The 18,087-nt window shown below is 46.9% G+C and carries 20 protein-coding genes; 18 read left to right on the plus strand and 2 right to left on the minus strand.

Annotated elements, in window-relative coordinates; translation table 11 throughout:
* Positions 1–117: 117 nt before the first annotated feature.
* The 7 genes from ACMQ5W_RS02355 (at position 118) to ACMQ5W_RS02385 (ending at position 6,208) form a co-directional block, all read left to right on the plus strand.
* Positions 118–885: a hypothetical protein gene (locus ACMQ5W_RS02355; RefSeq protein ID WP_419023079.1), complete on the plus strand. Its 768-nt coding sequence runs from the start codon at positions 118–120 to the stop codon at positions 883–885.
* Positions 886–894: 9 nt separating this feature from the next.
* Positions 895–2,394, plus strand: coding sequence for a hypothetical protein (locus tag ACMQ5W_RS02360; protein ID WP_419023081.1), 1,500 nt, complete (start codon positions 895–897; stop codon positions 2,392–2,394).
* A 12-nt stretch (positions 2,395–2,406) separates the two neighbouring features.
* Positions 2,407–3,084 (plus strand): ABC transporter ATP-binding protein, encoded by a 678-nt coding sequence (locus tag ACMQ5W_RS02365; protein WP_419023083.1) that lies wholly within the window; start codon positions 2,407–2,409, stop codon positions 3,082–3,084.
* Between the two features lie 266 nt (positions 3,085–3,350).
* On the plus strand, positions 3,351–3,977 hold the full coding sequence (locus tag ACMQ5W_RS02370; protein WP_419023085.1) for a dihydroxyacetone kinase subunit L: 627 nt from the start codon (positions 3,351–3,353) through the stop codon (positions 3,975–3,977).
* Between the two features lie 15 nt (positions 3,978–3,992).
* Positions 3,993–4,994, plus strand: coding sequence for a dihydroxyacetone kinase subunit DhaK (locus tag ACMQ5W_RS02375; protein WP_419023087.1), 1,002 nt, complete (start codon positions 3,993–3,995; stop codon positions 4,992–4,994).
* 9 nt (positions 4,995–5,003) lie between these two features.
* On the plus strand, positions 5,004–5,882 hold the full coding sequence (lsrF, locus tag ACMQ5W_RS02380) for a 3-hydroxy-5-phosphonooxypentane-2,4-dione thiolase (RefSeq protein WP_419023089.1): 879 nt from the start codon (positions 5,004–5,006) through the stop codon (positions 5,880–5,882).
* A gap of 5 nt (positions 5,883–5,887) precedes the next feature.
* Positions 5,888–6,208, plus strand: coding sequence for a hypothetical protein (locus ACMQ5W_RS02385; RefSeq protein ID WP_419023091.1), 321 nt, complete (start codon positions 5,888–5,890; stop codon positions 6,206–6,208).
* 88 nt (positions 6,209–6,296) lie between these two features.
* Here the strand turns inward: ACMQ5W_RS02385 and ACMQ5W_RS02390 are convergent, their stop codons facing one another.
* Both ACMQ5W_RS02390 and ACMQ5W_RS02395 read right to left on the minus strand, forming a co-directional pair.
* Positions 6,297–7,568, minus strand: a complete 1,272-nt coding sequence (locus ACMQ5W_RS02390; protein WP_419023093.1) for a sensor histidine kinase — start codon at positions 7,566–7,568, stop codon at positions 6,297–6,299.
* A gap of 11 nt (positions 7,569–7,579) precedes the next feature.
* Positions 7,580–8,284 (minus strand): LytR/AlgR family response regulator transcription factor, encoded by a 705-nt coding sequence (locus tag ACMQ5W_RS02395; protein WP_419023095.1) that lies wholly within the window; start codon positions 8,282–8,284, stop codon positions 7,580–7,582.
* A gap of 156 nt (positions 8,285–8,440) precedes the next feature.
* Between ACMQ5W_RS02395 and ACMQ5W_RS02400 the strand changes: the two genes are divergently transcribed.
* The 11 genes from ACMQ5W_RS02400 (at position 8,441) to ACMQ5W_RS02450 (ending at position 18,074) form a co-directional block, all read left to right on the plus strand.
* Complete coding sequence (locus ACMQ5W_RS02400; RefSeq protein WP_419023097.1) at positions 8,441–9,196, plus strand: ABC transporter ATP-binding protein; 756 nt, start codon at positions 8,441–8,443, stop codon at positions 9,194–9,196.
* Entirely contained in the window at positions 9,183–11,279 is a 2,097-nt protein-coding gene (locus ACMQ5W_RS02405) for an FtsX-like permease family protein (protein ID WP_419023099.1), read from the plus strand. The genes ACMQ5W_RS02400 and ACMQ5W_RS02405 overlap by 14 nt, the downstream gene beginning before the upstream one ends.
* A gap of 307 nt (positions 11,280–11,586) precedes the next feature.
* Entirely contained in the window at positions 11,587–11,964 is a 378-nt protein-coding gene (locus tag ACMQ5W_RS02410) for a CidA/LrgA family protein (protein WP_419023101.1), read from the plus strand.
* Positions 11,957–12,649 carry an LrgB family protein gene (locus ACMQ5W_RS02415; protein ID WP_148494267.1) on the plus strand — a complete coding sequence of 231 codons (693 nt, stop codon included), beginning with the start codon at positions 11,957–11,959 and terminating at the stop codon, positions 12,647–12,649. Before ACMQ5W_RS02410 ends, ACMQ5W_RS02415 begins: the two co-directional genes overlap by 8 nt.
* A gap of 67 nt (positions 12,650–12,716) precedes the next feature.
* A complete protein-coding gene (locus ACMQ5W_RS02420; protein WP_148494269.1) occupies positions 12,717–13,019 on the plus strand; it encodes a hypothetical protein in 303 nt (100 codons plus the stop codon).
* A gap of 401 nt (positions 13,020–13,420) precedes the next feature.
* Complete coding sequence (locus ACMQ5W_RS02425; RefSeq protein WP_419023103.1) at positions 13,421–14,563, plus strand: CobW family GTP-binding protein; 1,143 nt, start codon at positions 13,421–13,423, stop codon at positions 14,561–14,563.
* Positions 14,564–14,575: 12 nt separating this feature from the next.
* Positions 14,576–15,517, plus strand: a complete 942-nt coding sequence (locus tag ACMQ5W_RS02430) for a hypothetical protein (protein WP_419023105.1) — start codon at positions 14,576–14,578, stop codon at positions 15,515–15,517.
* 101 nt (positions 15,518–15,618) lie between these two features.
* Complete coding sequence (locus tag ACMQ5W_RS02435; RefSeq protein WP_419023107.1) at positions 15,619–15,783, plus strand: TetR/AcrR family transcriptional regulator; 165 nt, start codon at positions 15,619–15,621, stop codon at positions 15,781–15,783.
* A gap of 223 nt (positions 15,784–16,006) precedes the next feature.
* Positions 16,007–16,354, plus strand: coding sequence for a hypothetical protein (locus ACMQ5W_RS02440; RefSeq protein WP_148491428.1), 348 nt, complete (start codon positions 16,007–16,009; stop codon positions 16,352–16,354).
* A gap of 336 nt (positions 16,355–16,690) precedes the next feature.
* Positions 16,691–17,197 carry a CarD family transcriptional regulator gene (locus ACMQ5W_RS02445; RefSeq protein WP_419023109.1) on the plus strand — a complete coding sequence of 169 codons (507 nt, stop codon included), beginning with the start codon at positions 16,691–16,693 and terminating at the stop codon, positions 17,195–17,197.
* Positions 17,198–17,540: 343 nt separating this feature from the next.
* A complete protein-coding gene (locus ACMQ5W_RS02450; RefSeq protein WP_148492130.1) occupies positions 17,541–18,074 on the plus strand; it encodes a cupin domain-containing protein in 534 nt (177 codons plus the stop codon).
* Positions 18,075–18,087 lie beyond the last annotated feature (13 nt).

An 18,087-nucleotide genomic window follows, 5' to 3' on the forward strand; every position in this document is an offset into this window, starting at 1 on the left:
TGAACGAGGGTTTTAAGGGAACGAAAATGATTTTGTTCCCTTAAAACCCTCGTTTGTTTCCAGCCTGTTGCAGTGGCGGAGCAAGTCCGATATACTGGAAAAAAACAAGAGAAGGGAATGAATGTGATGCTTAATCTGATAAAAGTTGAGAGCAAAAAAATTTTCAGACCAGTGTTATTTACAACAGCTATTCTGGCAGTCGCGATGTGCGTATTGACCTGTACCCTCTACAAAAGTTATACTTTGCAGTACGATTTGGAAGCGTGGGAAGTAGGAACCGAATTGTTTTCTCTGCTGTATCCCTTGATTGCAGTGGTGCCCCTTTGCTGGAACTTGTATTATGAGCGGAAGAACAACTTCCTTCTGTATGTTCAACCTCGGGTGCCTATTAAAAAGTATCTGGCCGTCAAATGGGGGATCTACGCATTAGGCGCCTTTTGCATGATTGCGATTCCTTATACACTGTCAGCCGTATTTGCTCTCTATGTCAAAGCGCCAGTGGTTCCTTTTACCAACCCTTTTGATCACGTCTTTCAAAAGGCATTTACCCAGATGCCGCTGCTCTATGGGGTTATCCTCTCCTGCTGGAAGGGGGTTCTGGGCATCTTGATGATGACCTTCGGTTATGTGCTGGCCATGTACGGCAGGAATATCTTTGTGATCCTCACAGGACCCTTTGTCTACTCCATACTGGAAAACTACATTCTCTCTATCCTGCGTCTGGAGCAGTACAGGCTGGTAGTTGCCTTTGACCCCACCAGCATCAGCGATGATGCCATATCTGTGATGTCTTTTCTTGCAGGGCCGGCTTTTCTGGCAGTTGTCATCTTTTTGACCGCATTTTTTCTCTCAAAAGTTAGAGGAAATGCAGTCGTGACGGTTTAGGAGCCAGTTATGATTGCTCTGATGAAGAAAAATCTTCGCTTATGGGGATATGGAAAAGCCGTCGCCTTATTTGTCGGCTGCCTGCTTTTTTCCTTCAGCGAGAGGGTCAATGGCGTAAATTATTATCAACAACATATTTTGTCAGCGGTTTCAGACCACTATTATCTGACCTACTTTATGCTGCCTATGGTGCTGTTCAGCGCATTTTCCTTTTTAGACGACGACGGAGAGCCAGTGATCCTGCGATTTGAAAGCTACCACAGGTATTTTTGGCGAAAATGGTTTGGTGTCGGACTCATTGCGCTGCTGCTGGTTGCCATTCAGACGGCTGCCATCCTGCTATCCGGTATCGGGCTGCCATCAGGCAATCACTGGCAGCTTGCCGCGGGAGCGACAGAAATGGAACTGTTTACTATACTGCAGCAAAGTTTTACTGATCCGGCACAGACATTTATAGCCTTCACGCTCTACCAATTTGCAGGAAGCTGGATGATATTCGGAATCGGCATGTGGATCAGGCACTTTGCCAGCAGAAAATGGTCAGTGCGATTGATTGTGGCGCTTTATCTTTTTTCGGCAGTATGGATGAAAGTTTCCGCAGTGCAAAGCCTGCCTATCACTGGACTGAATCACTTGTTGATATTACATCACAATCTAGGGGCACCCCATCGCTTTGCGATGACCGGAATTACTGCGGCACTCATCGCCGCCCTTATGGCTTTGACTGTCCGATTTGCCTGGCGAAGTCAATTGCCGCATTTGCAGGTCAGAGGCGGGGGCATCACTGTTTATTATCGCAGGCAGCTGATGACGAGGCGAAATCTCCTGATTCTCTGTGGCGTCACGACGGGGATAACCCTCTACAAAGGACTGGCGGGCGGTTTTCTGCAATCCGGTGCAGAATGGGTGTACACCTTGTTTGCCGGACACGGTACAGGATATTTTCAAGTTCTGCCTTTTCTTGAACTGCTGATTACAATCGGTGCACCTCTCTATCTTTTAGCGGTGTTCGCAGAGCATACTGTTAACGGACAATCTATTTTTATCATCGTCCGCACGAGAAGCCGCAGAAATGTGGTGAGGGGGATTCTATCAGTGAGCATCATGTTTCTCGCTCTATATGCCCTTTTGTGGCTGGCAGCGGGAGTTCTCGGAATGATTTTCGTTGGCGGCGACATGGAACTGTCTGCGTGTAAAATGCTGCTATATGCCGTTCTGATAAAATTCTTAGATATGCTTTTGCAATTCCTAACGATACTAGCAGTCTGCCTATTTACAAAACAGATTACCATCGGTTTTCTTATACTGGTTGCCGGAAATCTGCTCTGTATACTGCAGGGGGCATTTGCATCCTATCTGCCTTTTGGCCTTTCCAGCTTAGCACGAATTTCCCTGCTGGAATCAGCAGGCGGTATATCGGCGGTGACAGCGCTCTGCATAGAAGGATTTTTAACCGCGCTGTTTTTTATCGGAGTGTTTGCCCTGGGCGGCAAAAAAATTTTGAACTAGGAGGATAGAATAATGTGTTCATATATCGAAGTAAAAAACGTATCGAAAAGTTTTGACCACAGGACCGTCCTTGAAGATGTGTCTCTGTCAGTGGATCGCGGAAAAGTGATCGGTTTAGTCGGTGCAAATGGCAGCGGGAAATCCGTGTTGTTTAAGATTCTGTGTGGCTTTGAAAAGCCAGACACAGGCAGCGTTTTTGTGCGCGGAGAGAAACTTGGGGAGCATGGGCGGGATTTTCCCGCTGATATGGGAGTGTTTATCAACTCGCCGGGATTTATCGGTATCTACAGTGGCTTTCAAAATCTAAAATTTCTGGCAGATATTCGTAGGAAAATTGGAGATAAGGAAATTCAGGAGGCGATGAGCAAGGTCGGCCTAGATTCCGATAATAAAACAAAAGTAGATAACTATTCTTTGGGTATGAAGCAAAAACTAGGGCTTGCCCAGGCAATAATGGAGGGACAGGACATTCTGATTTTGGACGAACCCTTTAACGCGCTGGACTACAGAACTTATGAAGATGTCAAAACCATCATCCGCATGCTAAAAGCAGAAGGCAAGACGATTTTCATAACTTCACACCGTTACAAAGATATCGAGCAGCTGTGCGATCAGGTGTATTCTCTTGAGAACTGCCGGCTTGTTCCAATTACGGCGGAAATTGCAGCACGGTATCGAGAGGTGGAATAACTGAATAGAAACACCGGGAGACGGTCAGCAAACTGACCCAGACCTCGGTGTTTTTTTTCGCATTCAAAACATTTTTAGCAAAATCAGTTACATATGTAACAATATTCAGACGATGTTTTGACGCGGGCATTTACAGACTCTCAAACCATTGACATCGGCCGCAGCAAGGTGCTATTGTAAGCGTAGTTAGAAAACGCTATACGACTAGCGCCAAGCCGCTGGCAGTTGCTTGCGGGGCGCTACAGCATAAGGAGAGAGAGGTAGTCATGATTATTGACAAGCAGGTTTTATCTGAGATGCTGCAATGTGTGTCAGAAAGCTTTATCGCTTGCAGTGGTGAGCTCAGTGAAATTGATTCCCGGTTCGGAGATGGGGATCACGGAATCACGATCAAGAAAATCGGCAGTCTCATTGAGGAGAAGGTCGGAAATTGGGAAGAGGAGACCTTCGGCGAATTCTTTGAAGATCTGGGCATGGCAATCATGGGTGTCAATGGCGGCAGCGCCGGTCCCCTTTATGGGACTTTGATCGGCGGCCTGGGCGCGGATCTGACCGACGAGATTGAAATCGATGCAGAGCTGCTCAAGGAGATGTTCGCATCCTGTCTATCTGAGATGGAGGATATTACGACGGCTAAGGCAGGCGACAAGACCATGATGGATGCGCTGATTCCAGCCGTAGAGGCAGCCCAGGAAGCGGAGGATTCCATACCCGCGATTTTGAGAGCAGCTGCAGAGGCAGCAAGACGCGGTGCCAAAGAGAGCGAAAAATTTGTATCTAAATTCGGAAGAGCAAAGAGCTACAAGGAACAGACCATCGGCACACCAGATGCCGGCGCAATGAGCACAGCCCTGTTCTTTGAAGGTTTTGCAAAACCATTTATGCAATTGTAAAAAGGAGAAAATACCATGAAGATGAAAAAATTTATCAATGATCCTGCAAATCTGACTACAGAGTTATTGGAAGGCTTTGCCTTAGCGAACCAGGATTTAGTACGTTTGGAAGAAGATAATACAGTAGTGAACAAAGCATTGGATCAGGCGGATCGTGTTACGATAGTAACGCAGGGCGGCTCCGGCCATGAACCTGCAATCAGCGGTTTTGTCGGTGAGGGTATGATCGATATTTCAGTAGTTGGGGATATCTTTGCTGCGCCTGGTCCACAGGCTTGTGTAAACGCCATCAAAAAAGCTGAAAAAGGCAAGGGCGTGTTATATATCGTTCTCAACCACGCAGGCGACATGCTGACTGGTAATCTGACCATGAAGCAGCTGAAGAAAGAAAAGGACATCAAATGCGTCAAAGTGGTGACCCAGGAAGACATCGCCAATGCACCGAGAGAGAACGCAGACGACAGAAGAGGCCTGGTAGGCTGCATTCCCACCTATAAGATTGCCGGTGCTGCAGCAGCAGAAGGCAAAAGCCTGGAAGAGGTTGCCGAAGTGGCACAGAGATTTGCAGACAACATGGCGACTCTTGCTGTCGCAGTGAGAGGGGCAACCCATCCGGCTACAGGCAGCCCTCTGGCTGAGCTGGGTGAAGACGAGATGGAAATCGGCATGGGTCAGCACGGAGAAGGCGGCGGTGGTCGTCAGACTATGAAATCAGCTGACGAGACTGCTGAGATCATGGTCAACGGTCTGATAAACGACCTTTCCATCAAAGAAGGGGAAAAGGTGATGCTCATCCTGAACGGAACGGGCGCGACAACCCTGATGGAACTGTTCATCGTCTACAGAAAGTGTGAGGCATTGCTGAAAGAGAAGGGCATTGAAATTGTTGCAAACCACGTGGGAGAACTATTGACTGTACAGGAACAGGCTGGCTTCCAGATGTTCATGGCAAGAATGGACGACGAACTTCTCCATTATTGGAACGCACCTTGCAACACACCATATATGAAAAAATAGGAGGAATCTATGGCAGATAAAGATGGAAATCAATTAGCGAAGGATTACCATGTAGGCGTCAAGGCGCAGCAGAAGCCCTTCCACGTAAAAGGTATGGAGCATGCGGACTGGGGCATGAAGGACAGACTTTCCAGGATTTTCAGGCCGGACACGGGAAACACCGTCATGCTGGCTTTTGACCACGGATACATCATGGGCTCCACGGCGGGCCTTGAGAGACTGGATCTGGTAGTGCCCCAGCTGGCAGCGGACGTTGACGTATTCATGGCCACCAGGGGAGCTCTGCGTACCTGCGTACCGCCTGCCTTTAACAAGGGCATCGCTCTCAGATGCACAGCTGGCGGCAGTGTGCTGGACGACGATATGAGCCATGAGGTCATCGGTGTAGATATTGAAGACGCCGTCAGAATGAATGCTTCCTGCATGGCAGTACAGACCTTCATCGGAACGCCGGGTCAAAAAGCGAGCCTTGACAACCTCTGCAAGACTGTGGACGCTGGAACCAGATATGGCATTCCAACCCTGGGCGTCGTAGCTGTAGGCAAGAATATGGAAAAGACGACGAGGTTTTACCTGCTGGCCACCAGAATGATTGCTGAACTGGGCGCGCACATCGTAAAGACCTATTATTGTGAAGACTTCGATAAAGTCGTCGCTGCCTGCCCTGTACCAATCGTGGTGGCAGGAGGTAAAAAGGTACCGGAGGCAGAGGCATTGACCCTTGCTTATCGCGCCATCAGCCAGGGGGCTGCCGGAGTGGATATGGGAAGAAACATCTTCCAGGCGGAGGACCCGAAGGCCATGTGTAAAGCCATCGCCAAGGTAGTTCACGAAAAATATACAGATAGAGAAGCCTTTGAATTTTATGAAGATACGAAAGCGAGGTAAACACCATGTCAGCAACATACATGCACATCGGTATTCCGGTGACAAACAAGAAACCGGGAATGGTATACAACGAAGATATGAAGCTTTGGATGAGCAATCCGGAAGACTATGATTACGTGATCGAGTACCTGAAGTTTGAAGAGGGTACGCCGTTCCCAGAGATTCTACACCACAACCCGCACGTGGCTTATAGGGTAGACGACCTGGAACACTACATCGAGGATGCCGACCAGTTGATTTTCGGTCCGGCACAAGCCAGCGAAACTGCCAGACTGGCATTCGTCATCAAAGACGATGCGATCTTGGAACTATACGAAGAAAAATAATACAAACCAATACATCATCCCAAAGGAAGGGGCGCGGTCAGAAATGGCCGCGCCCTTTGTACATGTCAGGCATATGGTGTGCAGGTGTCTATCCGATCAAAATGACGACTTTGAACTCCTCTTCCGTAAAAGACACATCGATCGTTCCCTGGTATCGTTGGACGACTTCTTTTACAGAGGACAGGCCGATGCCGTGGAAATCACCATCATCTTTATCAGAAAGAAAACGGTCCTTCTTTACTTTCACCTCATTGCACTTTGTATTGACAATCTCATAACTGAAATAACCGTTTTCTGAATAGCGGGCTTTGACAGAAATATTCCGCTTGTCCTGCGGCAGTTTGCGGCATGCCTCGATGGCATTATCAAGGGTATTGGCAAAGATCGTACACAGACTGATGTCGTCGATGGACAGCAGATTGTCGATGCTGATATGGAAAAACTCACTGATTCTCTCTTCTTGTATCAGGTTATACTTTGCATTGAGTACGGCATTGACCACCCTGTTTTTGCAAAAACTGCGGTTGCTTGACTGAATATAATTGGATAGCTGCTGGAAATACCGTTTCGCTTCTGCATCATTTCCTTCGTCTAAGAGATTGCCCACGGCCATCAGCTGGTTGTTCAAGTCATGGCGCAGCCTTCTGATTTGGTCCTGATTTTTTTCCAGTTCCTCATAATAGTTTTGCTGCAGACGCAGATTGGACCTTTCAATATCTGCGTAAATGCCGTCAGCCATATAAGAAGAGGAGAGGCGTATACAGCCGATGTTGGTGATGAGGCATGCGATGAGACAGGGCCAGACATAGTAGGTCACCCGCGGTGTAAAATAGACGCAGCTGAAAAGGGCGGTGAAGGAGGCCAGGCTGATAATGGTCACCATGATCCAGGCTCGATTGTCCAGAGCAAGCTTCATCTTCGCAAGAGAAGGCGAGAGAAGGCGGTAAAACAGATACCAGAATAGGATTACCAGGGCATAGGTGGCGGTCGCCATGATGTTACTGCCCATTCCCTCATCCTCGGGAAAAAGGGAAAAGTAAATCAGCGTGCCTACGTTCATATAGAGAAAGCTGACGGTAGCGGCGATAGGATAAAAGAGGACGGCGATTGCCAGCTTGATCAGCAGTTCCCCTTCGAACAGGAGAAGATTTATGGCTATAAAGAGCAGCAAAGGTATGGTGATATTTGCTACATCATTAGGATAAATCGGCACACCTGACACCGCGGACAGACCAATCCACTGCATCAAAAACAGCAGGATATTCTTTCGCGGCTGAAGAAAACAGCAGACACAGCGATAGAAGAAAAAACCTGCTGTGAAGCTCATGATATCGCCGATACAGGTTAAGAGTATTGACATCGATTTCCTCCTTAGTACAGCATCATCTGTGCAAACGCTACGGCAAGGTCCTGCCTGTAGGCGCGGCTGACGGGAATTTCTTCTTCGTGACAGAGACAGCAAGCAGTCTCAATCTTTGTTACGAAGCGCATGTTTACCAGATAGCGATTGTGCACCCGCTGAAAGCAGGCGGGCAGTTCCGCCGCTACGTCGTCCAGTTTTCCGTAGAAAATAACGTTTTCCCTTACTGTGACGACATTGACGGTCCGGCGATCACTTTTAAAATAACAGATGGAATCCATCGGCAGGCGCAGGGTGCCGGACTTTTGCTCCACTATATAAAACTGAGCTTCACGTCCGTGAATTTCCTCAATCGCTTTCGACAAAACTTCTCGAATCTTGGTTTCTTCATAAGGCTTGAGAATGTAGTGGAAAGCTTGGACTTCGTAGCCCTGGAAGACGAAATCAGGGTATGCCGTGACGAAGATAATGATCATTTTGCGGCCTGATTGGCGCAGCATCTTTGCGGTAGTCATACCGCCAGCCCCGGGCATCTCGATATCCAGAAAAAGAATGTCAATCTGATTGGCGGCATCGCAGGCAGCAAGGAGACTCTCACCGCAGTCGAACTCCTGGATTGCATAGTCCATCCCTGTAAGTTCCAGCTGCACAGCAATCAGATTTCGCAGATCTTTGCGCAGTTTTTTTTCATCATCACAGATTGCGATATTCAGCAAAATAAGACCTCCTCAGTTTTTCTCTTTGTAGGGTAACATAGGATGGCGGCAGTTGTCAAACTTTACAGAAAAGGGGTTAAACTTAACACTTCGGCCTCTAAAAAACTGCAGGTTCTTCACTTAAAATAGATATAACAAGAAAAATGGAGGTTGAACATGTTACAGGTACAGAATTTGAACAAAAGCTATAAAAATAGTGTAAACACATATCAAGTTTTAAAGGATGTTTCCTTTGAAGTGAAGAAGGGCGAATTTGTGGCGGTCATGGGGCCCTCCGGCAGCGGAAAGACCACTCTGCTCAATTGCATTTCCTGCTTTATCCCCTCAGACAGCGGAACCATTCTGCTGGGAGGGAAAGACATCTCAGGCTTAGATGAGAAAAAGATTGCCAAGGTGAGAAATGAGAATCTGGGTTTTGTCTTTCAGGATTTCATGCTTCTTGACGGTCTGACTGTCAGAGAGAATATCTGTATGCCGCAGATCATCGCGGGCGCCCCGATTACCCAGATGGAAGTGAAAGCAGAGAAGCTTTGCCAGCTCTTCGGCATCTCTAAAGTCATTGACAAATATCCGGCAGAAATATCAGGAGGAGAGAAACAGCGTACCGCGGTAGCTCGCGCTTTGATGAACAGTCCTTATGTGATCCTGGCCGATGAGCCTACAGGAAATCTGGACAGCAAATCCTGCAAGGCTGTCATAGACGCTTTTCTGCAGGCGAAAGAGCAGGCAGGGGCTACCATTTTCATGGTCACTCACGACAGCTTTGCCGCATCTTTTTGCGACAGGGTCATCGTTCTTGCAGACGGGGTGATTCATCAGGAAATCATAAAAACTGGCACCAGACGTCAGTTTATGGATCAGCTGTTAGATGTTTTGAGAAATCTGGGAGGCGGGGACGATGACAACGAGTAAGATCTATCAAAAAATGAGAAAAAGCGGCAGGGGGCAGTATCTGCTCCTCAGCTTCTGTGCCTTTTTGTCGGTGCTTCTGATCACCGCCTTTGCCCTGATGTATTTTGGCCCCACGGTGCAGACCTTTCTGCCGGCAGGGGGAGACACGAGGAAAATGGCCACCTTGCTCCTTGCAGCTACAGCGCTGGGCTGCTTTATCTTCACCTTATACGCTTCCGGCATGTTCTTTCGGTACAAGAGTCGTGAATACGGGATTCTCATGGCTTTGGGCATGGAAAAAAAGAATCTGCGGAGACTTTTGTTTAAGGAGCTATCGGCCATTACTGCCGCGGCTTCTCTGGCCGGACTGTTGTGCGCTATACCAGTGTCATATCTGATTTGGAAACTCTTTGAATTATTTATCATTTCCAATGAACAGATGACCTATCGCTTTGGCGCGGCAGGCTTTATCCCCGGCATCCTCTTTGCAGCCTGCCTGGCCCTGATGCTGGGACTTGCTGCCAGACGTTTTATCAATCGGTCGGACATCATGGACATATTGCGGACGCAGCACAAGACCCAGATGGTAAAGACCGTAAAGGGCTGGATTTTGCCGGTGGGCATCGTACTGATGCTTCTTGGCATTGCTCTGGGCAGCGGCCTTCCACAAGTTGCCGCCAGGGTCTTTCGGGTCAATCTGCCTTCTGCGGTGAACCTGTTTTATCTCTTTACAGTTTTCGGCATCTATCTGGTGCTCCTCAGCATCGTAGCCCAGAGCCGTGCGGCGAAAAAGAAGGAGAGTTATTACAAGAATCTGGTGTCCATCAGCCTGATGCGTTTTACGGCAAAGGCCTCCACGCGGAATATGTGCGTCATCGTGCTTCTGATCTTTGTCTGCTGTTTTGCTTCCTTCTATGGAATGCAGTACAGCTTGACGCCAGATCTGGCGAAAAGTGACGATTTTGCCTTTTCTCTTCATTATCCTGCTTTGGAAAAACAGATAGAAAAGGAAGATGTCTACAGAACGGCTCAACAATATGACTTGGAGGTTGAGGACTTTACGGAAGAGCAGGCATCTAATCTGATCATTTCTTATACGGCCACGGATATCAGTGAAGATGAAAGCAAATATGTTGAAAAGTATTATGACCAGCAGAGAGGCGCGCTTTTCCTTTCCGCCAGCAGTTATGCCGCCATCTCTGGAGAGAAGATCACCGTGAAGGAAGGAACCTATAAAACGGTAACGCCAAAAGACTACAAAGGCTTTTTTGACCACGTGGACGGCTTAGACAGGGTGACGAATCCGGACAGCAGCAAATCTCTGAAACTGGTATATGACGGTAGTATGGAACAGGGTTCTCTATACTCTATGAGCGATCCCTTTGCCTATGTCATCAGCGACGGCGATTACAAAGTGATGACCAGAGGGCTGGATCAGATATATAAGGAAAATCTGGTTTTCTTCGATGTAGATGACGTTGCCAATTCCTACGATTTTGCCAAAGCTTTGCTGAGCCAATATGTGGACCGAGCCACGATGCGTTCTAATCACATGGGCTATTGGGACGCCTGGGAAGAGCAGCAGACACAGAAAGCAGGTAAAGAATACGGGTATGGCGATCGAATCGACATGACCATGGACAACAATCTGCTGCTAGACGACTGGAAATATGCACCCGGTTTTCAGATTATCCAACTGCAAGATCAGATGCAGCTGATCAGCGTATACGTGATGCTATGCCTTTATATCTGCATCATCGCCCTGGCGGCGGTTTCCGTCATGACCTACGTGAGGAGTATTTCAGTTGCAACGGATAACAGACAGCTCTTTGACAGCCTGGAAAAGCTGGGCGCTGACGGAGCATATCGGCAGAAAGTGCTGAAAAAGCAGCTGGCTAAGCTTTTTCAATATCCGGCGGCCATCGGATGCAGTCTGGGGTTTCTCTTCTCTCTGGCTATGGACATTTCCAACGATGGAAGGCTGGCGGGCACGGAGTTTACAGCCCTGGGTATCTTATTAGGCATCATTGCAGCGATTGCAGCAATCCTATTTGCAGTCTATCGTTATGCATTAAAACGGGCGCAGAAAATGATTGGAATATAATTTGAAAACGGCACAGTCGGCTTTGGCTGTGCCGTTTTGTTGTTGTATGGAAGACAAATGACAGTCTCTGCCCGATTTGACTTAACGACAATCGTAGAATTGTCTTCAATGTGTCCCAAATGGTATGATTCAGGCGATTTTATCGTTTCATTTTGATAGCGAACCTTTGCTGTACGGAAGATACTGTTCTGGCTGAAGAATTTGTGATACAATGTCCTTACTCGGTGACTGGCCAGCGCCAGCAAAGACAAAAGTTCGTGCTTATGGTTATTATGTGTGGACAAACTATTTTAGAACGGAGCAAAAAATGAAGTATGTAAAACAGTTCATCATCATTCTGATTATTTCTTTTATCGGGGAGTTATTGAATTACTTTCTGCCGCTTCCTGTTCCGGGCAGCATTTATGGACTTCTCATCATGCTGATTTGTCTGCTGACTGGTTTGATTCCACTGCAGGCGGTAAGAGATACGGGGCGTTTTCTCGTGGAAATCATGCCTTTGATGTTCATCCCGGGGGCTGTGGGTCTGTTGGAATCCTGGGGCGTGCTGAAACCGGTATGGCTACCGGTTATAACGATTACAGTCGTTACTACGGCGGCGGTCATGGCGGTAACGGGAAGGACTACCCAGGGAGTCATACGGATGGGACAAAAGAAAAATGAGGAGGGGATGGCAGATGAATAGTTTTTTATTAGATTCTGTCTTTTTCGGCGTGGTCGTCAGTTTAATCGCCTATGAAGCAGGCGCGTTGCTGAAAAAGAAATTTAAAGCGGCTATTTTTAACCCTCTTTTAATCGCTGTGGCGGCTACCATCGTGGTATTGCTTATGTGCGATATAGATTATGAAAGCTATTACGAAGGCGCCAAATACCTCAGCTACCTTTTGACGCCGGCTACAGTATGTCTGGCCATTCCCATGTATGAGCAGATAGAATTGCTGAAGAAAAACTGGCAGGCTGTCATGGCGGGCATTTTGTCTGGCGTCCTGACCAGTCTGATCTGTATTCTGGCCATGGCAGCAGCTTTCGGACTCAGCCACGAGACTTATGTCACTTTGCTGCCGAAATCCATTACGGTAGCTATCGGAATGGGTGTATCGGAGGAATTAGGCGGTTATGTGACTATCACAGTCGCAGTGATTCTGATAACGGGAATATTGGGCAATATGATTGGAGAAGGCGTATGCAGATTATTTCGCATCAAAGAGCCAATAGCAAAGGGCGTTGCCATCGGAACGGCATCCCACGCCATCGGAACTGCCAGAGCCATGGAAATGGGCGAAGTTGAGGGCGCGATGAGCAGCCTCTCTATTGCAGTGGCAGGACTGCTCACTGTAGCAGGGGCTTCTGTATTTTCGTTTTTTTGGTAGGGATACTTGCATATTTGCGGCGCAAGATAGGATACTAAGTAAGAAGTATTTAGGAGGAGTTGATCATATGAAAGAAATAAAGCTAAAAGCAGACAAGCCTTTTCATAACAACGTGGATGTGGCCGTTATTGATTTTCCAGACGGCCCGGAAGGCGAAGAACGTCAGCGCTGCAAAGTGACAGTAGAATTTGCAGAAAGTGATGTAAAACAGCTGCAGGACAGAGGCCTGGATTTTGATGGCGCCATGGAGTATTACAAGGATTGGTTGGACAAGGTCATAAAAGTGCACCTGGCGACGGAGTGGAAATGTATCTGCGGGTACGATGAGGTGATGGATATCATCAAAGAAAAAGTGAGACAGTATTATTAATTAAAGAGAAAGGGCGGCTTTGCGGCGGAACGATATTCGTCAGTGGAGAGCGCCTTTTTCTTTTGTCTGCCTTCTTGCTTTAAATCCGGCAAATGAGCAAACCGAAAAAAAGTACCAGACATTTTTTGAAACCAGGCAGATTGCGGACTGCCGGAGATGGTTTCCGCACCCAAACAGTCCGCAAATGAGGAATCTGAAAAAAATGTTTCAGACATTTTTTGAAACCGGGCAGATTGTGGACTGCCAGAGCCGGTTTCCGCACCTATCTATACAGTCTTTGGTACGGGTTCGATCCCAACATCTGCCTCCATGTTAAAAAAATTTGAATCCCCTTGTGAGAAACTGTCCAAAATGTGGTATACTATAAGTTAGAAATTTTTTAGAGAAAGAGATGATTGATTATGACAAAGGTAGACATCTTTTCCGGTTTCCTGGGCGCCGGAAAAACAACGTTAATTAAAAAATTGATTGAAGAAGCCTACAAAGGCGAACAGATTGTTTTGATAGAAAATGAATTTGGCGAAATCGGCATTGATGGCGGATTCCTGAAAGACGCAGGCGTGCAGATCAACGAGATGAATTCCGGCTGTATCTGCTGCAGTCTGGTAGGAGACTTTGGCAAAGCACTGGATCAGGTTATCAACGAATACGCGCCGGACAGAATCTTGATCGAACCCTCAGGTGTTGGCAAACTCAGTGACGTCATCCTGGCTGTGGAACGTCTGCACAACGACAAAATTCAGCTCAATGGATTTACCACAGTAGTAGATGCCAAGAAAGCCAAGATGTACATGAAGAACTTTGGCGAGTTCTTCAACAATCAGATTGAACATGCCAGTTCTATTATTTTGAGCCATACTGCAGGACTATCCCAGGACAAGCTGGACGCCTGCGTGGCTTTGATGCGTGAACATAATACAGAGGCGACGATTGTAACGACGCCGTGGGAGGAGATTACCGGTCAGCAGATTCTTGCTACCATGGAACAGAAAAACACAATTGCTGCTGAACTGGCGCATTTGGAGGAAGAAGCCCACGAGCATCACCATCACGACTATGACCACGACGAGCACTGTGGATGCGGACATGACCATGAAGCCCATGAGCATCATCATGACCATGACGAGCACTGCGGATGCGGACACGACCATCATGAGCATCATAATCATGACCACGAGCATCACCATGACCATGACGAGCACTGCGGATGCGGACATGACCATCATGAGCATCATCACCATCATGATCATGAGGGGCACCATCACGCTGACGAAGTTTTCACCAGCTTTGGCGTCGAGACTGCGCACAAGTTCACAGAAAAGCAAATCGAAGAGGCGCTTTCTGCCCTTTCCAATTTTGCTGAATATGGTCAGGTCCTCAGAGCCAAGGGTATCGTAGAAGGGGAAGACGGCCAGTGGATTCACTTCGATTATGTACCTGGTGAGCCTGACGTAAGACACGGTAGTGCGGCAGTTACAGGTATGTTCTGCGTTATCGGCGCGGGGATTGAAGAGGACAGCATCAAAGAGCTGTTCGGGCTATAAGAGGTGGTGCATATGGAAATACCAGTATATTTGTTCACCGGTTTTTTGGAAAGCGGTAAAACGACCTTTATTCAGGAAGCATTGGAAGGCGACGATTTTAACGCGGGAGAGAGAACATTGTTTCTCTTGTGCGAAGAGGGAGAAGCTGAATATCACCCCAGCAGGTTTTTCGGTACCAAGGTCTTTTTTGAAACCATAGAAGATGAGGAAGAACTGACGACTGCACATCTGCGTGATTTACAGTTAAAACACAAGGTCGAGCGGGTGGTCGTGGAGTACAACGGCATGTGGAACCTGGACACTTTCTATCAGAATATGCCGCAGGAATGGGTGACGTACCAGGAGATGATGTTTGCTGATGGGAGGACGTTTCTCCAGTATAATCAAAATATGAGACAGCTGGTCTTCGACAAACTCAAAAGTGCGGAACTGGTGGTTTTTAATCGCTGTGAGCGCGGCTTTGATAAAATGGAGTTCCACAAGATTGTCAGGGCTGCTAACAGAAGAAGCCAGATATTGTACGAATATGGCAAAGACGACGTGGAACTGGACCAGATTGAAGATCCCCTGCCTTTTGACCTTGAAGCACCGGTGGTGGAAATCGGTGACGATGCCTACGCCGAGTGGTATCGCGATATCAATGAGGAGCAGGATAAGTACGACGGCAAAGTTCTGAAGGTCAAAGGCCGCAGCGTTCTGGGCGGCGGCATACCTGACGACCACTTTGTCTTTGGCCGCCATGTCATGACCTGCTGTGCAGAGGATATTCAGTTTGCCGGGCTTGTCTGCCGGTGGGACAACGCAGCCGACATCCTTGAGCACGGCGGCTGGGTTAGTATTACTGCCAAAGTGAAGGTTGAATTTGACGATGTCTACGGAGAAGAAGGCCCTGTGCTGTACTGCAGTGAGGTGACTGAGGCTGAAGAGGCCGATCCGGAAGTGGCGCAATTTTAACATAAAAAGGGCATGCCCTAAAGATAGCGGAAATTTTGCTATTGAAAGGATGCCTTTTTTGATTGCGCCAAGGCAACAACTGTTGAGATTAAGGGGTTTCTATGAATACCCCAAACAACAAGCGAAGAAGAGAGTCTATGGAGCGCATTGAGAAAACCTTTATCGAATTGCTCCAAACAAAAGAATTAGATGAAATCAGCGTATCGGATATTTGCAAGCGTGCCGGACTAAACCGAACCACATTTTATGCAAATGATCCGGTATGATATTGATTTAGCTCGTAAACATTTTCAGAACTGGTTTGCGGTCCTGGTGAAATATTTTGTGCAGGACAGAGAAGAAATGCTCAAAAAGTCCAAAAGTATCGTGGGGAGCACGAGCAGTCCATCCTCCAGGAGGGTTGGGCGACAAAGGAAACCGTCTGCCGGAAACTACATGTAAAATCTGCCAGTTTGACAGAGCGAAAATTTGAATTTAAGGATGTGTTTTATGTTTAACGAAATATGTATCTATGAGGCGAAATTAACAAAGCTAGACGAAATCGAAGAGCTGATGAAGGAAGTAGCTGAATTTTATTTGAAACAAGAAGGCGTCATCGATGTGCATTATATCAAACGCACGCATCGACAAAAAGATTTTAATGCAGTTAAAAATGGTGAACTGCCTATCCGCCTTACACGAAATGTGGGTAAGGTGACATATGTTTTATACTGGGTACTGGAGAATGAGGAAGCCCACGCAAGAGTCTCAAAACTTGGTGTGGAGAAATTCTACAAACGCTGGAACAGATGTTTGACCACTATGCCTAAGATTATATTAGGTGAAAATATTGTTTAACTTGCAGGTTTCAGCTTGTCGAAATAGAAGCCTCATCTTTTGAGCTATCCTTGCAAATCGCCCAGTTTTCCATTTTGGGAGACTGTATTTTACTTTTACTTGAGAAATCATCATTCCTGAAGCAGAGTTTGGTGTAATTGAGGCGGGTTTAGGTCAGCTTTTCAGTGAATTTTAGAAAAACTGGCAGCCGAAACCGTCTGAAATGGAGGCTGGAAGGTTATTTTTTGTTAGTTTTCTTGTTAAATATATGAAATTGAAAAATTTCTTACATTATTATGGAAAAAAGTGTTATAATAAATATATAGTGAAACGTTTGAAAGGAGATGTGAGCCAATTATGTATGATATTGATGATTTGATCATGTACGGCGGTACTGGAGTCTGCAAGGTGTCCGATATTACCAAGCCTGAGTTTTCTGGTTCTGATGAGGACAGGCTGTATTACGTGTTGGAGCCCTTATACCAAAGCGGTGTGATATATGCGCCTGTAGACAACGAGAAAGTTTTCATGCGTCCTGTCATATCAGAGGACGAAGCCAAAGACCTGATCGATAACATTCCGCAGATTCATACTGAGATTTACAAAAGCAGCAGTATGCAGCAGTTAACGAAGTATTACCAGTCGGTTATTGATTCTCACAAGTGTTTAGAGCTTCTGCAGTTGACAAAATCCATCCATGCAAAAAAGGTGGATGCCATGAAGCAGAACAGACATTTGGGACAGATCGATAAGAAATTTATGAAGAAAGCGGAAGACCTTTTATTTGGAGAATTTGCAGCAGCACTTCGCATTTCGAGAGACGATGTGGAGGACTTTATACAGGAACGATTAGACGAAGAATAATAGGCGAGAGGCAGAGCGATAGACAGCAAATCGGGTATGATTTGATTGTCTATTTTTTTGTTTAATAGGAAATATCGATTTCCTATTAAACAAAAAAGGGGTGTGCAGAGGGGATTCCCCTCGCCGCCTTCAGGAGGGTACTCAGCCTGCGTAGCAGGCGCCGAAGGGAACCTAGGGTTCCCTAGCGGAGTGGTGAAGCCACTTTTTGATGCAGCAAAAGCCTTTTTCTACTTGACATGTACAAGAAAAGCTGTATAATAATCCTTGCATTGCAGTTTACAAATACTAAACAAACAGTTTAGAATCTTTGTCATTACCATGAGGTAGAGGAGAGAATATGGAAATGGATATAGGAACCAAGATCAAGGAACTGAGAGTCGTAAAGGGACTGACACAGGAGGAACTGGCGGATCGGGCGGAACTGTCCAAGGGGTTTATTTCCCAGCTGGAGAGAGACCTGACGTCGCCGTCTATTGCGACCTTAGCTGATATTTTACAGTGTCTGGGCGTATCCGTAGCAGAGTTCTTTGCGGACGACAGCGACGACCAGGTGGTGTTTAAGGACGAAGATTATTTTGAAAAAATAGACGGCGATTTAAAGAACACGATTGAGTGGATTATTCCCAATGCGCAGAAGAACATCATGGAGCCGATCCGTCTGACCCTTGAGGCCGGCGGACAGACCTATCCCGACACACCTCACGAAGGAGAGGAATTCGGCTACGTATTGAAAGGCGAAATTACCATTCACATTGGAAATAAGACCCATAACGCCAAGGCGGGAGAGTCTTTCTACTATACGCCGGAGAAACAGCATCATATATCATCAAAAAAGGGAGCGAAACTCATCTGGGTCAGCTCACCTCCTAGTTTCTAGAGAAAGGAAGAAC

It is taken from the genome of Emergencia sp. (assembly GCF_048465375.1).
Classification (GTDB): Bacteria; Bacillota; Clostridia; order Peptostreptococcales; family Anaerovoracaceae; genus Senimuribacter.

Bases quoted from the DNA above. Each gene is read 5' to 3' on its own strand.
- ACMQ5W_RS02355 (WP_419023079.1), top strand. From the start codon at position 118: ATGAATGTGATGCTTAATCTGATAAAAGTTGAGAGCAAAAAAATTTTC.
- ACMQ5W_RS02360 (WP_419023081.1), top strand. From the start codon at position 895: ATGATTGCTCTGATGAAGAAAAATCTTCGCTTATGGGGATATGGAAAA.
- ACMQ5W_RS02365 (WP_419023083.1), top strand. From the start codon at position 2,407: ATGTGTTCATATATCGAAGTAAAAAACGTATCGAAAAGTTTTGACCAC.
- ACMQ5W_RS02370 (WP_419023085.1), top strand. From the start codon at position 3,351: ATGATTATTGACAAGCAGGTTTTATCTGAGATGCTGCAATGTGTGTCA.
- ACMQ5W_RS02375 (WP_419023087.1), top strand. From the start codon at position 3,993: ATGAAGATGAAAAAATTTATCAATGATCCTGCAAATCTGACTACAGAG.
- lsrF (WP_419023089.1), top strand. From the start codon at position 5,004: ATGGCAGATAAAGATGGAAATCAATTAGCGAAGGATTACCATGTAGGC.
- ACMQ5W_RS02385 (WP_419023091.1), top strand. From the start codon at position 5,888: ATGTCAGCAACATACATGCACATCGGTATTCCGGTGACAAACAAGAAA.
- ACMQ5W_RS02390 (WP_419023093.1), bottom strand. From the start codon at position 7,568: ATGTCAATACTCTTAACCTGTATCGGCGATATCATGAGCTTCACAGCA.
- ACMQ5W_RS02400 (WP_419023097.1), top strand. From the start codon at position 8,441: ATGTTACAGGTACAGAATTTGAACAAAAGCTATAAAAATAGTGTAAAC.
- ACMQ5W_RS02405 (WP_419023099.1), top strand. From the start codon at position 9,183: ATGACAACGAGTAAGATCTATCAAAAAATGAGAAAAAGCGGCAGGGGG.
- ACMQ5W_RS02410 (WP_419023101.1), top strand. From the start codon at position 11,587: ATGAAGTATGTAAAACAGTTCATCATCATTCTGATTATTTCTTTTATC.
- ACMQ5W_RS02415 (WP_148494267.1), top strand. From the start codon at position 11,957: ATGAATAGTTTTTTATTAGATTCTGTCTTTTTCGGCGTGGTCGTCAGT.
- ACMQ5W_RS02420 (WP_148494269.1), top strand. From the start codon at position 12,717: ATGAAAGAAATAAAGCTAAAAGCAGACAAGCCTTTTCATAACAACGTG.
- ACMQ5W_RS02425 (WP_419023103.1), top strand. From the start codon at position 13,421: ATGACAAAGGTAGACATCTTTTCCGGTTTCCTGGGCGCCGGAAAAACA.
- ACMQ5W_RS02430 (WP_419023105.1), top strand. From the start codon at position 14,576: ATGGAAATACCAGTATATTTGTTCACCGGTTTTTTGGAAAGCGGTAAA.
- ACMQ5W_RS02435 (WP_419023107.1), top strand. From the start codon at position 15,619: ATGAATACCCCAAACAACAAGCGAAGAAGAGAGTCTATGGAGCGCATT.
- ACMQ5W_RS02440 (WP_148491428.1), top strand. From the start codon at position 16,007: ATGTTTAACGAAATATGTATCTATGAGGCGAAATTAACAAAGCTAGAC.
- ACMQ5W_RS02445 (WP_419023109.1), top strand. From the start codon at position 16,691: ATGTATGATATTGATGATTTGATCATGTACGGCGGTACTGGAGTCTGC.
- ACMQ5W_RS02450 (WP_148492130.1), top strand. From the start codon at position 17,541: ATGGATATAGGAACCAAGATCAAGGAACTGAGAGTCGTAAAGGGACTG.